Genomic DNA, 15,057 nt, shown 5'->3' on the forward strand with positions numbered 1-15,057 from the left:
TCAGGTGCTGAGCTGGAACTCGGCGCGGATGCGCTTGCCGACCGGCACGCGCTCGGCGGTGAGCCGGTCGCACAGGGCCACGACGATCTCCATCCCGTGGCCGCCGAGGCGGGCGGGGTCGGGTGCGTAGAGGACGGGAAGCGCGGTGCTGCTGTCGTACACCGTGACGCTGATGCTCTCGGCGGTGCCTTCCAGCTCCAGCAGGTACGGACCGTGGCTGTAGCGCTCGGCGTTGGTGATCAGTTCGCTCACCGCGAGCATCAGATCGCTGCGGGTGTGCTCACGCAGGACCGCGAGCCACTCCGCCACGAGCCGGGTCAGGAAACGGTCCGCCAGTGCGCGGGCCTGCGCTATGCAGCCCGGCTCGCCCGCGAACACCTCGGCGGTGTGCAGTACCTCCGTGCACCGGAACCCCTGACCGGGGTCGTCCGGCCGAGAGGTGGCCTGTTCATTCATAGCTCCAGCCAAGGCGCCGCAGGGAGGTCGGAGACCTGTTCTCGCCGTTCGTCTACCCGCGTCGAGAGATCCCACTCCGGGGGATGTCCCCAGATCCTAGACGCTTCGCACTCCGCCGCGCGGCGGTTCAGGCCTCCACGGACATTCCCGAACGCAGCCGCTGCACGATCCTGCTCAGCAGACGCGAGACGTGCATCTGGGAGACCCCGAGCCGGTCACCGATCTGGGACTGCGTCATCTCCTGGCCGAAGCGCATCTGCACGATGCTGCGCTCTCGGTCGTCGAGCTTCTCCAGGAGCGGCGCCAGGGTGTGGAGGTTCTCCACGCTCTCCATGCCGGGGTCGGCCTCGCCCAGCAGATCGGCGTAGGCCCGCTGGTCCTGACCGGAATCGCTGTCCGCCGAAGGCGTGTCCAGCGAGCCGGCCGAGTAGCCGTTGGCCGCGACGAGGCCCTCGATGATCTCTTCCTCGGGGAGATCCAGATGAGCGGCGAGCTCGGCGACGGTGGGGTCGCGGTCCAGCTCGGCCGAGAGCTGCTCCTTGGACTTCGCCAGATCGACCCGCAGCTCCTGGAGGCGCCGGGGCACATGGACGGCCCACGTGGTGTCACGGAAGAACCGCTTGATCTCGCCGACGATGTACGGCACGGCGAAGGTGGCGAACTCGACCTCCCGGGAGAGGTCGAACCGGTCGATGGCCTTGATCAGACCGATCGTGCCCACCTGGATGATGTCCTCGGTGTCGTCACCGCCGCGGTTGCGGAAGCGGGACGCGGCATAGCGCACCAGGGAGAGATTCATCTCGATGAGGGTGTTGCGCGCGTACTGGTACTCGGGCGTTCCCTCTTCGAGCGTCTGCAGCTCGTCGAAGAACATCCGGGACAGTGCGCGGGCGTCCTGCGGGGCCACCTTCCCGGTGTCCTCGATCCAGGGAAGTGCACCGGTACCGGCGGCTGTTGCGGCAAATGTCCGTGTACCTACCTGGTGGTCCCTCTGCGCGGATGCGCCGGTCGCTCCGGTGGTTCGCACTGACATTGCCGTCATGGTGTCGCCCTCCTGGTTGCCGATGGTGTGGAACCTCGTATGCCCGGTTCAAACGAAGTCATGCCTTCCGGATTCGACGGAGTTCTTCGAGCGCGAAATGGGCCGCCGTCGGACCATGGCAAACTTGATCGGGGCGTTCGGCCCGTAGTAACGCGGCCTGGCGCAGCCTGTGGCCGGCATCTTCGAGTAACAGAGGAACGGCCATGACGGTGACAGTTGACAGCCCGGAGCTCGATCCCGGAGCCGGTGAGTTCGGTCCCGGCATCGACCCTGAGCGGCTCGCTGTCTGTCTGAGCGTGCTCGACGAGCTCGACACCATCGACGTCGACCACCCGGACGCGATCGCCGTCCGCCGTGCCACCGCGGGCGTCTACCGCACGGTGAAGCAGCGCCGCAGGCAGGAGCGCCGCGCCGCCAAGACCGCCAACGACAAGGCGGTCACGGAGGCCACCGCGACCGGCTCCGCCGTGCGCATCGACGACGAGACCGAGGGCATTCTGCCCTCGTCGGTCACCGAAGCGGGCCGGATCGCCGGGATACTCGAACGCCCGCGCTCCTGCTACATCTGCAAGACGCGGTACGTCGAGGTCGACTACTTCTACCACCAGCTCTGCCAGAAGTGCGCCGCCGAGAACCGCGCCAAGCGCGACGCCCGCGCCGACCTCACCGGCAAGCGCGCCCTGCTCACCGGCGGTCGCGCCAAGATCGGCATGTACATCGCGCTGCGGCTGCTGCGCGACGGTGCGCACACGACCATCACCACCCGCTTCCCCAAGGACGCCGTCCGCCGCTTCAAGGCCATGGAGGACTCGGCGGACTGGCTGCACCGCCTGGAGGTCGTCGGCATGGATCTGCGCGACCCCGCGCAGGCGGTCGCCGTGGCCGACCAGGTCGCCGAGCAGGGCCCGCTGGACATCCTCATCAACAACGCGACGCAGACCGTGCGCCGTCTGCCCTCCGCCTATGCCGCGCTGATCGAGGGCGAGAGCGCCCCCCTTCCCGCCGGAGAGCTCCCCGCCCACCACGTGATCGGCGCCTTCGGCTCCGGCGCGGTGGACGGTCTGGCCACGCTGCCCGCCGGAATCTCCGGCATCGACGCCCAGCACGTCGCCGATCTCGCTCTGGTCGCGGGCAACGCCAGCGTCGCCCGGCACTTGGACGGCACCGCCATCGACGCGGGTGGCCTGGTCCCCGATGTCGTCGACACCAACACCTGGGTGCAGACCATCGAGCAGATCTCCCCGGTGGAGCTGCTCGAAACCCAGCTGTGCAACTACACGGCGCCGTTCATCCTGATCAGCAAGCTCCGCCCGGCGATGGCCGACGCCGCCAAGAAGTCGGCGAGCGGTCGCGCGTACGTCGTCAACGTCTCCGCGATGGAAGGCGTCTTCGGCCGCGGCTACAAGGGCGCGGGGCACCCGAACACGAACGCCGCAAAAGCCGCGATGAACATGGTGACGCGGACCAGCGCCCAGGAGATGTTCCAGACCGACGGCATCCTGATGACCTCCGTCGACACCGGCTGGATCACCGACGAGCGCCCGCACTTCGACAAGCTGCGCCTCGCCGAGGAGGGCTTCCACGCGCCCCTCGACCTGGTCGACGGCGCCGCCCGGGTCTACGACCCGATCGTGCGCGGCGAGGACGGCGAGGACCTCTTCGGGTGCTTCCTCAAGGACTACGCGCCCGCGAACTGGTAGCACCGGGCACAGCGAGTACGACGACGACGGCGGTCCGTGTCCACGGGCCGCCGTCGCTCTGTCCCGGTATGTATGGATATGGCTCCGGTCGAGCGGGATCGTTGGCTGAAAGTGACCCAGGCCATACGTTCTGTCGAGCGCGGGCGCGCTCATTTGGTTACTCTGGGGGCAACGGACGCCACCAAAGGAATCCACAAAGATTCCTCGGCCGTCCTGGGACAGGTCCGTAACCGGGCCGCCGTCCCGCCCCCTACGGGCGCCACCGCGACCGAGCTGTTCCTGCCCCTGCCCCGGGGCGGCCGATGCACGGTTTCGCGCCGTCGCGTCCTTGACCCGGGGGTACGCGACACAAAGGAGTGCGCGGTGACACCAGAACTGACGAAGTACGAGAAGCGACCGGACGAACGGTACGGAGAGCGGGCCCGCAGGCCCGAGAAGCTCCGGAACCTGGAGGTCTGGGCGAGGTCCGCACCGATCCGGCTGGCCGGCTACGAGGACGACCTCGCCGAGCCGCACATCCTGCCCGGCATCGACTGACCGCCCGCACCGGTCACTGTTCTCCGAGCCCCGTCCTTCCGCCTCGGCGGGAGGGCGGGGCCATTGGCGGCGTCAGCGAGGCGGGCCGCATGAACTCGCGCACGTAGTCGCGGTGCCACCAGTTCCGGGTCTCCCGCAGCTCGCGCCACGAGGTGTACCGGTAGCGGTACACACGGGCGCGGACGTGTACGGGCGGGGCGTCGGGGAACGGGTTGTGCCGCAGCAGCCGCAGGGTGTCGCGGTCGTTCTCCAGCAGCCGTTCGACGAACGGCCCGAACCAGGACCGGGCGTACGCGGGGGAGAGCGCGGCGAACCACATCATCCAGTCGAGCCGCAGATGGTACGGGGCGAACTGGCGCGGCAGCCGTCCGGGATCGCCAGGCTTGCCGCGGAAGCCGTACTCCTGCCAGTGCGTGCCCTCGTGGATCACCGGTTCGCCGGTCCCCTCGACGACGACTTCCAGCCGCACCCGGCTGATGCTGCCGAACGCCCCGTAGGTGTTGACGAGGTGGAGCGGGTCGAAGGACCGGTTCATCACCTGGCGTCGGGAGAGCAGGTTGCGGGCGGGCCGGTAGCTGAGGGCCACGATCAGGACCGTGACGGCGATGACCACCACCTCGTACCAGAGGGGTGGTGCGGACTGCGCGGGCGGTTCCCCGGCGACGAGGGACCAGTCGACGGCCGACAGGGCGAGCGTGATGGTGAGCCAGTTCAGCCAGGCGAAGTTGCCCGAGAGCACCAGCCACAGCTGGGTGACGATCATCAGTCCGGCGGCCAGGCTCGCCACCGGCTGCGGGGTGAAGAGCAGGAACGGGACCAGGAGCTGGGTGACGTGGTTCGCGGCCACCTCCACCCGGTGCGCGGGCTTCGGCAGGTGGTGGAAGAACCAGCTCAGCGGGCCAGGCATCGGCTGGGTCTCGTGATGGAACTCCAGACAGGTCAGCCGGCGCCAGCATGAGTCACCGCGGATCTTGATGAGCCCGGCACCGAACTCCACGCGGAACAGCAGCCAGCGCAGCAGCCACAGCACGAGTACGGGCGTCGCCGTGTCCCCGCTGCCCAGGAAGACGGCCAGGAATCCCGTTTCCAGCAGCAACGACTCCCAGCCGAAGCCGTACCAGACCTGGCCGACCTGGACGATCGACAGATACAGAACCCAGGGCAGCGCCCACAGGAGCATCCCGGCCCAGAGAGGGACGAGCGAGTCCACCCCGGCGATCAGCGCCAGGGCGATGGCGCAGCCGGTCCACGCCACGACGGCGAAGAGGCGGTCCGAGTAGTGGAGCCGGAAGAGGCCGGGAGCGAGGCGCCAGTGGGTGTGCCGCAGAAGGGTCGGTACGGGCAGCATCCCGCGTTCGCCGATCAGTGCCCGGAACTGGAGCGCCGCGGCGAGGAAGGCGACCAGATAGAGGACGGCGAGAGCCCGCTGGAAGATCAGCCTGCTCAGCCAGTAGCCATCTGCGGTGAACCACTCCATCGCCTCCAGTATCGGCCACGGTCACGGCCGGCGGGTGGCGACCGTCCGGCGCAGGGTGCGGCCGAGCCGGCGCGCGTACCACCGCTGCACCGGCGGTACGAGCGGTCCGGCGAGCCGTGCGTACCAGGAGGCGGGCCGGGAGAAGGCCATGACCGTGAACCACACCGACCCGTCGTCGTCGAGGTTCACCACGAAGCACTCCTCGCCGCGCTCCGGATGCCGGTCCAGGGTGCCGTAGGCGAAGCCGGTGCGCCGGCTCTCGTACACCGCCCAGACCACCTCGCACTGCGCGGTGATCCGGAGCGGTCCGATGCCCAGGGAGACCGCGACGCCGGTTCCGGGCTCGGCCCGTGGGGCGGTCGCGTTCACCCCCGCCCCCGCCGCCCGGTGCATGCGCCACTCGGTGACGGCCGCGCCGGCCGCCTCGAAGTCCTCCTTGCCCCTGCCCACCCTGGTCCGGTGGTGGAGGTGGTGGTAGCCGTCGGGGAGCGGGCCGAGGAGGGTCGCGCCGACCTCGGGGTACGTGAGCGTGCTCATGCGGTCCTGCCTTCCGGAGGGGTGCGGTCCTGGAGCCTGCGCCAGGCGAGCACCGAGCAGAGTGCGAAGCCCAGTGCGTTGCCGAGGCCGTGTGTGGCGGCCATCCAGGTCAGGGTGGGGTGGGGAATGCCGGTGGCCTCACCGAGCGCCCAGCTCAGTGCGAGCACCATGGTGGCGGCGAGGACCGCGGCCGAGGTGACGAGCAGGATCCGGGTGGTGCGGTCGGGACGGCCGGTGCGGACGGTGCGCAGCGTCAGCAGGGCGACGGACCACATTCCGGCCGTCAGGACGACTGCCCCGGCCAGCTCCGCCCAGTCCCCGATGAAGTAGCCGATCAGTACGAGCAGGGTGCCCACCGGCACGCTCAGCGCGGCGAAGCGGCCCGCAGGTGTGCCGGTGACCCGGCAGAGCAGCCCCGCCACCAGCGCGGCGGCGAATCCGGCGAAGTGGAAGTGCGGCACGGTCAGCGCGAGGATCCCGAGGTCGAAGCCGAACAGTTCGAGTCCCGAGCGCTCCGCGACCAGGGCGAGCGCGGCGACCGAGGGCGTCACCAGGGCGGTGTGCAGGGCGATCTCCGTGGGATGCGCGCTGCGGGTACGGGCCGCGCGCAGCGGTGCGTGCAGCGCCAGGGCCACGGCGCCGAGCGCGTAACAGACGGCGAGCGAGGTGGCGGGGAGGCCGCGCGGCAGCCAGAGGGACACGGCGCCCGGAACGGCGAAGAGCGGCCACAGCCGCCGCATCCGGTCGAGCTCCGGGGCCTCCATCAGCCGCAGCCCGGCGGGCACGACGACGAGCATGCCCAGCATCACGATCGCGTTCACCAGTACGGACATGACCCGCCCCTCTCGTATTGAACGTGTTCAAACGGCTCGTTGCTGAGATTAGAGCCTTTCTTGAACATGTTCAAGTGCCTTCGGTGGCTGTCGGGACGGTGATCGTTCGGCTTGCGGGCGGGCCTGGAGTGCGGCAGAGATGAGGGGACTCATCGGTTCGAGGTGAACAGGCAGGAGAGCTCCGTGCGCTCACCCCAACGTCCGCGGCGTACCGCGTTGGCCGCCCTGTCCTTCGGTGTCCTCCTGGTCACGGGCTGCGCCCAGGACGGAGGGAGTGGCGAGAACGGCACCAAGGGCACCGCGGGCGGCAAGGAGCTCCTCCTCCAGCCGGCCGCGGAGCCCGGCCCCGACCCGTTCAGCGGCTCCAGTGCCGGTTCCCCGCCCCCGGCGGCCACCGCGTCACCCGCCGCCCTCGCGGGGGTCAGGGCGCGCACCGTCTCCGGATCCACCCCAGGGCTCTACGGCGGCACCCGGTCCGAGGCGAGCTGCGACGTCGAGGAGCAGCTGCGCTTCCTGACCGCGGACCGGGCCAAGGGCCGCGCCTTCGCCGAAGCCGCCGGAATCCGCCAGAAGGAGATCCCGGCATTCCTGCGCGGCCTCACCCCCGTACTGCTGAGGTCCGACATCCGTGTCACCGGTCATGGGTACGCCGAAGGGTCGCCCACGGCCTTCCAGTCCGTGCTCCAGGCGGGCACCGCCGTGCTGGCCGACACGCACGGCTCGCCCCGGGTCCGCTGCGCGTGCGGCAACCCGCTCGGCTCGCCGGTCGTCATGAAGGGCACCATGGAGTACCGCGGCAAGGAGTGGGCGGGCTACGACCCGAACCGGGTCCTGGTCATCGAGGCCAGCATGCTGGCGATCACGGACTTCGTCATCGCGGACGTCGACGACGGCACCTGGATCGAGCGGCCGGCCGGTGACGACGGGGCGCAGGACAGGACTCCCGACGACCCGCCGCCCTTCGACCCGGGGGACGGCATCGTGTCCTCGCCCGACGCCTCCACGCCGCCGCCCGCCTCGGATCCGGCAACGCCCGCGCCTCCTTCGGAGACCAGCGGCCCCGACCCCTCGGTGCCGCAGGACGTGCCGACGGACGAGCCGGCCGACGAGGGGGTGGACGCGCCGCTGGAGGAGGTCGTGGAGGTGCCGGCGGACGAGTCGTACGCCACCCCGCCCGATCCGGTGGGCGACTCGGCCGGTTCGGGCGACTCGGGCGAGGAGCCGGCCGGGCCGGGTCAGTACCCGGACGGAGCGGTGCCGCCGATGCCCGACGGACCCGATGTGCCGGAGTCGTTCGCGGGCTGACGGCGGCGGGTGCCCGGGGGAGGGGTGAGAGGGTGCCCGCAGTCGAGTGGCTCGAAGAATCGGACAATTGATGGCAGAGTGATCCATATGGATGATCGGGGAGCGGGTGCCCTGTCACTCCCGGAAGACTGGCCCGCCCACCCGGACCTCAGCCTGGCCCTGAACCGAATGGGCAGCTTCGACTGGGATCTGGACAGCGGACTCATGCACATGGACCAGCCCGCACTCGACGTGTTCGACCTGCGGCCCGAGGAGTACGACAACCGGCCGATCACGCTGTCCACCCGCGTTCCGTCGGACGAAGGCGTGCGGCTGGACGTGCTGGTCTCGCAGGCCCTCAAGGGCGGGCGCAGCAACTACGGCGCGTACTTCCGCATCCTGCGGCGCGACGGCAGCCTGCAGTGGACCCACACTCAGGGATTCATCCGCCGGGACGGCACCGGCCGGCCCCACCGCATCATCGGGATCGTCCGCGACGCCACCCAGGAACTGTCCGACTCCACCGCCCGCCGGGAGCTGGACGAGGAGCGGCGGAAGCGGACCAGTGTGGTGGAGGGCACCACGGCTGCCCTCGCCCACGCCCGCACGGTCAAGGACGTCACCGACGTACTGAAGAACTCCCAGGACGGCCTCGCCAACCTCGGCGCGGCCAGCCTCGTCATGGGACTGCTGGAGGCCGGGCGCATCCATCTCGTGGCCGACGGACCCGACGGGGCCTATGTGCCGGGCACGCGCTACACCCGTTCGGACGAGCCGTACCCGATGAGTGAAGTCGTCCGTACCCTCGCGCCCCGCTTCATCGAATCGGCCGAGGACTTCGCCGCCTCGTACCCCATCCTGTGGCCGCACATCAGCCACCTCGGCATCACCGCCGCGGCCTATATGCCGCTGATCGCGCAGGCCCGGCCCATCGGGGCGCTCGGGCTCCTCTACAGCGACAAGGCGGGGTTCACCGACGACGAGCGGAATCTGCTGGTGGCCCTGGGCAGCTCGATTGCCCAGAGCCTTCAGCGCGCCATGCTGTACGAGCAGGAGCACGACCTCGCCGAAGGCCTCCAGCAGGCGATGCTGCCCCGCAGAATCCCCGAGGTGCCCGGGGCGCAGGTCGCCGTCCGCTACCGCTCCGCGCGGATGGGCAGGGACATCGGTGGCGACTGGTACGACATCATTCCGCTGCCGGGCGGCCGGGTCGGAGCCGTCATCGGGGACGTACAGGGCCACGACACGCACGCGGCTGCGGTCATGGGGCAGCTCAGGATCGTCCTGCGGGCCTACGCCGCCGAGGGGCACAGCCCCGCCACGGTCATGGCGCGGGCCTCCGTCTTCCTCCACGAACTCGACACCGACCGCTTCGCGACGTGCAGCTACGCCGAGGTCGACCTGCGGACCGGAGTGGTGCAGATGGTCCGCGCGGGGCACGTCGACCCGCTCGTACGGGACGTCGACGGGAGCTGCCGCCGGCTGCCGGTCGAGGGTGGGCTGCCGCTGGGGCTCTCCGCCGAGTTCGGGCGGCTCGACTACCCGGTCAGCACGGTCGAGCTGGACCCCGGCCAGGCGATGGTGCTGTACACGGACGGCCTGGTGGAGATGCCGGGTTCCGATCTCGACGAGGGCATGCAACTGCTGGTCGACCTGGTGACCAAGGGGCCCAAGGACCTCGAAGAACTGGCCGACGGCCTCTGCGAGGCGGTCGACGAGCGGGGCGGCGAGGACGACGTGGCGATGCTCCTGCTGCGCCGCAAGGCGGCCCACGCCCCCCAGCCCGGCGGCCGGCTCCAGCAGCACGTCGCGCAGAACGACCCGGAGGCGCTGAGCTGCGCCCGCCACATGATCAGGGCCGCCGTTCAGGCATGGGGCGCGGGGGAGCGGGCCGACGAGATCGAGCTCGCCGCCGACGAGCTGATCACCAACGCTCTGATGCACACCGACGGCGGGGCGATCGTGACGATCAGAGTCCTCGCCGGCCCCGAGCGGCGGCTGCGGGTCGACGTCGAGGACCGCTCCAGCGCGCTGCCCCGGCGCAGGGACGCGGGGGAGTCCGGGGTCTCGGGGCGGGGACTGATGCTCGTCGAGCGGCTGGGCGAGGTCTGGGGCGTGGAATCACGGGGCACCGGCAAGTGCGTGTGGTGCGAATTCCTCATCCCGGAGCGGGCGTAGGGCCTGTCCGGCGGACCATGACCGGGGCCACGGCGTCTGGCACGGCACCTCGCGGCGTTGCCGAACCGCCCGCATAGCTCCTTCCCCAAGCTCTCAACTTCGTTCGAGCAGGGGAGACCCCACCTGAGGACGCTCCGGCGCCTTGCGATGCACCGCACCAGACGCCGCGTCCTATCCGGTCCTGATCCGCCGGACAGGCCCTAGCCCTACCCGGAAGTAACTGAACGTAACATGTCTGTCCTTGACCGTGACCGTCCACCGGCGATTGACTGCGGGGGCGCGGGGGGAGCGCGCGGGCGGTGAGCCCGGCTCTCCTTTTCGCGCCCCGGTCCTGCCGTTCTGCCTTCCACGACATGAGGACCCATTGGGTACCGAGCTACTGACACCGCTTGACCTCGCCTTCTGGCACCTCGAATCCGACGCGCACCCGATGCACCTCGGCGCGCTCGCCGTCTTCACACCGGCTCCCGGCGCCGGACCCGCCGACATCCTGGACCTCCTCGGCGCCCGCGCCGCCGCCATTCCCCGGCTGCGGATGCGCGTACGGGACGTCCTGCTGCCCGTCGGCGGCTCGGCCTGGTCGGTGCACAAGGAGTTCGACGTACACCGCCATGTGATCCGGGTGGTCCTGGACGACGGCGACTTCATGGCGGAGGCGACCCGGCTCGCCGGGGAGCTGATGGAGCAGCCGCTCGAACGCGGTCTGCCGCCGTGGCAGATGTATCTGCTGAGCGGCGCCGACGACGGGCCGTTCGCCGTGCTCGTCAAGCTGCACCACGCACTCGCGGACGGGATGCGCGCCGTCGCCATCGGCGCCGGGATCTTCGACCAGATCGCCGGGGTGGCCGCCGGAGCCGGCCGCGGACCGGTGCGCCGGCGCGTTCCCGTGCCCCCTCGGTCCTGGATGCCGGGGCCGCGCCAGGTGGCGGGCATGGCACTGGACCGGATCGGGGAGGTCGGGCGGGCGCTCGGGGTGGGTGCCTCCGTCGTCCGGGCCAGCCGCCTCGACCTGCACGTCTCGACCGCGCTCACCGCGGGCTCCAGCGGCACCCGCCGGCTGGCCACGGCGGAGCTGGACGCCGACGTGGTCCAGGGCATCCGCAGGGCCGAAGGCGGTACGGCCAACGACGTCCTGCTGGCCGTCGTCGCCGGGGGGCTGCGGCGGTGGATGCTGGAACGCGGCGAGGAACTGCCGGGTGCCGACCCCCGCGCGCTCGTCCCCGTCTCCCGGCGCAGGCCGCGCGCGACGACGGGCAACGGGAACAGGCTCTCCGCCTACCTCCTCGGGCTGCCCGTCAGCGAACCCGATGCCCGCGCACGGCTGCGCGCGGTGCGGACCGCCATGGACCGCAACAAGTCGGCGGGGCCGCTGCGGGGGGCCGGTGCCGTCGCCGTACTCGCCGATCAGCTGCCGCCGCTGGTCCACCGGTTCGGTGCTCCCCTGGCCGGGAACGCCGCCCGGATCCTGTTCGACGTCCTGGTCACCAGCGTGCCGCTGCCGCGCTCGGCGCTCTCCCTCGGCGGCTGCCCGCTGAGCGCCGTCTACCCGATGGCACCCCTGGCCCGCGGCCAGGCGCTGGCCGTGGCCCTGTCCACGTACGGAGGGCGGGTCCAGGTCGGTCTGGTGGCCGACGGCAAGGCGCTGCCGGACCTCGAAAGCCTGGCGACCGCGATCGAGGAGGAGCTCGCGGAACTGCGGTCACTGATCACGGCCCCGGTCACCGAGCCGGCCATGACACCGGAGGACTCCTTGGACCTCCAGGCCGCGCCCACCGCCTGATAGATCGGACTGATTACCGAGAACACACCGCCCCCGGCCGGTTCCTCTCGCGTTCAGGGTGTTGACGCGCCCCAGTGATCCGATGAATATTCGCTGTGAGTGCCAAGCGATCATCGGGTAGGGGACGGCGGAGACATGCAACGGAACAGGCTCGGGAGCAGCGCGGTCGAGATCACCCGGCTCTCCTTCGGAGCAGCCGCCATCGGCAACCTCTTCACCACCGTCGACCCCGCCCAGGCCGCGGCGGCCGTGGACGCGGCCTGGGACGAGGGCATCCGCTACTTCGACACCGCACCGCACTACGGGCTCGGTCTCTCCGAGCGGCGGCTCGGCGAGGCGCTGCGGGACCGGCCCCGCGACGACTACGCCGTGTCCACCAAGGTCGGCCGGATCCTCGACCCGCTGCCCGCGGGCGAGGTCCCGGCCACCAACGGGCTCTCCGAAGGGTTCGCCGTGCGCGCCACCCACCGGCGCCGCTGGGACTTCAGCGCCGACGGCGTACGGCGCTCCATCGAGGACAGCCTGGAACGGCTGGGCCTCGACCGTATCGACATCGCCTACCTCCACGACCCCGACGACCACGAGGAGGCGGCCTTCCGCGAGGGCTACCCGGCGCTGGAGAAACTCCGGGCCGAGGGCATTGTCGGAGCCATCGGCGCGGGCATGAACCAGACGGCGATGCTCACCCGCTTCCTGCGCGACACCGACGTCGACACCGTGCTCTGCGCCGGCCGCTACACCCTCCTCGACCACAGTGCCCTGGCCACGGTGCTGCCGGAGGCCGCCGAGCGCGGCCGGAGCGTCGTCGTCGGCGGCGTCTTCAACTCGGGCCTCCTCGCCGACCCGCGCCCCGGCGCGACGTACGACTACGCGGCAGCGCCCCTCTCGCTCCTCGACCGGGCCCTGCGCATGAAGGCCGTCGTCGAGGGATACGGCGTACCGCTGCGCGCCGCAGCCCTGCACTACCCGCTCGCCCACCCGGCCGTCGCCGGAGTGCTCGTCGGCACCCGCTCCCCCGACGAGGTACGGGACGCGGCGGCGCTGCTCCGCCAGGAGATCCCGGACGCCCTCTGGGACGACCTGCGCGCCGAAGGACTCCTCAACGACGAGCCGGGTGCCGACGGGCACCGGGAAGGGAACTGACATGAGGATCGCTCTGCACACCAAGGTCCGCGCCGACCGCGTCGAGGAGTACGAGGCGGCGCACCGCGAAGTGCCCGCGGAGCTCACCACCGCGATCCGCGCGGCGGGGGCCACCTCCTGGACGATCTGGCGCAGCGGCACCGACCTCTTCCACCTCGTCGAATGCGAGGACTACGCCCGGCTCCTCGCCGAACTGGAGACCCTGCCCGTCAACGTGGCCTGGCAGGCCCGGATGGACGAACTCCTCGACGTCGCCCACGACTACACCCCGGACGGGGCCGGAGCCGGTCTGCCCGTGGCCTGGGAGCTCTGACATGACACCCGTCGTCGACGCCCACCACCACGTGTGGGACCTCTCCGTACGCGACCAGGACTGGATCACCGGCGAGGAACTCGCCCCCATCCGGCGTACGTTCACCCTCGCCGATCTGGAGCCCGAGGCCCGCGCCGCCGGTGTGACCGCCACCGTCCTCGTCCAGACCGTCACAGTCGCCGAGGAGACCCCCGAGTTCCTCGCACTCGCCGAGTGCAGCACCCTGGTCGCGGGTGTCGTCGGCTGGACCGACCTCACCGCACCCGGCATCACCGACACCCTCGCCGCGCTGCGGGCCCTGCCCGGCGGCGACCGGCTCGTCGGCATCCGGCACCAGGTGCAGGGCGAGCCCGACCCCGAGTGGCTGCTGCGCCCCGACGTCCTGCGCGGCCTTGCCGCCGTCGCCGACGCCGGACTGGCCTACGACCTGATCGTCCTGCCCCACCAGCTGCCCGCCGCCGCGAAGGCCGCCGCACTGCTGCCCGGCCTCACCTTCGTCCTCGACCACGCGGGCAAACCACCCGTGGCCCAGCGGCGTACGCACCCGTGGGCCGACGACCTGCGGACGCTGGCGGACCGGCCCAACACGGTCTGCAAGCTCTCCGGCCTGGTCACCGAGGCCGAGCTGCGCTCCTGGACCGTCGAGGACCTGCGCCCGTACGCGGAGACGGTCATCGGCGCCTTCGGCCCGGACCGGCTGATGTTCGGCTCGGACTGGCCGGTGTGCCGGCTGGCGGCGAGTTACGCCGAGGTCGTCGACGCCGCCCGCACCCTGACCGCGGACCTCACCGGCGATGAACAGCGGGCCGTCTTCGCGGACACCGCCACCCGCGTGTACGGGCTGGGCTGAGCCGCCCGCGGGTCGCGGGGAGGCAACCGCCGCGGCGCTGCGGCAGGCTGGAGGCATGCCCGAACTGCCGGAAGTCGAAGCGCTGCGGGTCTTCCTCGACGATCACCTGGTCGGCAAGGAGATCGCCCGTGTCCTGCCGCTCGCGATCAGCGTCCTCAAGACGTACGACCCGCCGCTGTCCGCCCTCGACGGCGCGACCGTCACCGCCGTGGCCCGACACGGCAAGTTCCTCGACATCACCGCGGGGGGACTGCATCTGGTCACCCACCTCGCACGGGCCGGCTGGCTCCACTGGAAGGACAGCTTTCCCGCCGCACCGCCACGGCCCGGCAAGGGTCCCCTCGCGCTGCGCGTGATCCTCGCCGGGGGAGACGGCTTCGACCTCACCGAGATGGGTACCACCAAACGGCTCTCGGTCCACCTGGTGCACGACCCGGCGCAGGTGCCCGGTGTCCAGCGGCTGGGGCCCGATCCGCTCGACGACTCCTTCGACCGCGCCGCGTTCGCCGCGCTGCTCGCCGGGGAACGTCGCCGGATCAAAGGAGCCCTGCGGGACCAGTCGCTCATCGCGGGCATCGGCAACGCGTACAGCGACGAGATCCTGCACGTCGCGAAGATGTCCCCGTTCAAGCTGACGTCCGGCCTGAGTGAGGACGACATCACCGGGCTGTACGGCGCGCTGCGCACCACCCTCACCGACGCGGTCGAACGCTCCAGCGGACTCGAAGCGGGCAAACTCAAGGCGGAGAAGAAGAGCGGCATGAGGGTCCACGGGCGCACCGGCCTGCCGTGCCCCGTTTGCGGCGACACGATCCTGGAGGTCTCCTTCAGCGACTCCTCGCTCCAGTACTGCCCCACCTGCCAGACGGGCGGCAAGCCGCTCGCCGACCGCCGGCTCTCGCGACTGCTGAAATAGCCGCCCGCCCG

The 15,057-nt window shown here is 71.1% G+C and carries 14 protein-coding genes; 9 read left to right on the plus strand and 5 right to left on the minus strand.

What is annotated here, in order from left to right:
* Both ACWGO0_RS29895 and ACWGO0_RS29900 read right to left on the minus strand, forming a co-directional pair.
* Positions 1-456 carry an ATP-binding protein gene (locus ACWGO0_RS29895; protein WP_328907247.1) on the minus strand — a complete coding sequence of 152 codons (456 nt, stop codon included), beginning with the start codon at positions 454-456 and terminating at the stop codon, positions 1-3.
* 127 nt (positions 457-583) lie between these two features.
* Positions 584-1,498 (minus strand): RNA polymerase sigma factor SigF, encoded by a 915-nt coding sequence (locus tag ACWGO0_RS29900; RefSeq protein ID WP_453541842.1) that lies wholly within the window; start codon positions 1,496-1,498, stop codon positions 584-586.
* 203 nt (positions 1,499-1,701) lie between these two features.
* Here ACWGO0_RS29900 and ACWGO0_RS29905 point away from each other — a divergent pair, with 203 nt between their 5' ends.
* Complete coding sequence (locus tag ACWGO0_RS29905; protein ID WP_453541845.1) at positions 1,702-3,198, plus strand: SDR family NAD(P)-dependent oxidoreductase; 1,497 nt, start codon at positions 1,702-1,704, stop codon at positions 3,196-3,198.
* Positions 3,199-3,561: 363 nt separating this feature from the next.
* Positions 3,562-3,735 (plus strand): hypothetical protein, encoded by a 174-nt coding sequence (locus tag ACWGO0_RS29910; RefSeq protein WP_328907250.1) that lies wholly within the window; start codon positions 3,562-3,564, stop codon positions 3,733-3,735.
* Positions 3,736-3,748: 13 nt separating this feature from the next.
* Here ACWGO0_RS29910 and ACWGO0_RS29915 read toward each other — a convergent pair whose 3' ends face one another.
* From ACWGO0_RS29915 to ACWGO0_RS29925, 3 genes are read right to left on the minus strand one after another with little or no spacing between them, the layout of a single operon-like run.
* Complete coding sequence (locus tag ACWGO0_RS29915) at positions 3,749-5,212, minus strand: lipase maturation factor family protein (RefSeq protein WP_453541848.1); 1,464 nt, start codon at positions 5,210-5,212, stop codon at positions 3,749-3,751.
* Between the two features lie 21 nt (positions 5,213-5,233).
* The gene (locus ACWGO0_RS29920; protein WP_453541851.1) at positions 5,234-5,749 is read right to left on the minus strand and encodes a DUF1990 family protein; all 516 of its coding nucleotides are present in this window, start codon (positions 5,747-5,749) and stop codon (positions 5,234-5,236) included.
* Positions 5,746-6,582, minus strand: coding sequence for a YndJ family protein (locus ACWGO0_RS29925; protein WP_453541854.1), 837 nt, complete (start codon positions 6,580-6,582; stop codon positions 5,746-5,748). Before ACWGO0_RS29925 ends, ACWGO0_RS29920 begins: the two co-directional genes overlap by 4 nt.
* Before the next feature lie 183 nt (positions 6,583-6,765).
* Here ACWGO0_RS29925 and ACWGO0_RS29930 point away from each other — a divergent pair, with 183 nt between their 5' ends.
* The 7 genes from ACWGO0_RS29930 to ACWGO0_RS29960 all read left to right on the plus strand — a co-directional run bounded on the left by ACWGO0_RS29930 (position 6,766) and on the right by ACWGO0_RS29960 (position 15,046).
* The gene (locus ACWGO0_RS29930; protein ID WP_453541856.1) at positions 6,766-7,887 is read left to right on the plus strand and encodes a DUF6777 domain-containing protein; all 1,122 of its coding nucleotides are present in this window, start codon (positions 6,766-6,768) and stop codon (positions 7,885-7,887) included.
* Positions 7,888-7,974: 87 nt separating this feature from the next.
* On the plus strand, positions 7,975-10,044 hold the full coding sequence (locus ACWGO0_RS29935) for a SpoIIE family protein phosphatase (RefSeq protein WP_453541859.1): 2,070 nt from the start codon (positions 7,975-7,977) through the stop codon (positions 10,042-10,044).
* Between the two features lie 364 nt (positions 10,045-10,408).
* On the plus strand, positions 10,409-11,824 hold the full coding sequence (locus ACWGO0_RS29940) for a wax ester/triacylglycerol synthase family O-acyltransferase (protein WP_453541862.1): 1,416 nt from the start codon (positions 10,409-10,411) through the stop codon (positions 11,822-11,824).
* 135 nt (positions 11,825-11,959) lie between these two features.
* Entirely contained in the window at positions 11,960-12,967 is a 1,008-nt protein-coding gene (locus tag ACWGO0_RS29945; protein ID WP_453541865.1) for an aldo/keto reductase, read from the plus strand.
* 1 nt (position 12,968) lies between these two features.
* Positions 12,969-13,280 carry an L-rhamnose mutarotase gene (locus ACWGO0_RS29950; protein WP_453541868.1) on the plus strand — a complete coding sequence of 104 codons (312 nt, stop codon included), beginning with the start codon at positions 12,969-12,971 and terminating at the stop codon, positions 13,278-13,280.
* Position 13,281: 1 nt separating this feature from the next.
* Positions 13,282-14,130, plus strand: a complete 849-nt coding sequence (locus ACWGO0_RS29955) for an amidohydrolase family protein (RefSeq protein WP_453541871.1) — start codon at positions 13,282-13,284, stop codon at positions 14,128-14,130.
* A gap of 55 nt (positions 14,131-14,185) precedes the next feature.
* A complete protein-coding gene (locus tag ACWGO0_RS29960) occupies positions 14,186-15,046 on the plus strand; it encodes an Fpg/Nei family DNA glycosylase (RefSeq protein WP_453541874.1) in 861 nt (286 codons plus the stop codon).
* Positions 15,047-15,057 lie beyond the last annotated feature (11 nt).

The organism is Streptomyces sp. NPDC055749 (genome assembly GCF_053617235.1).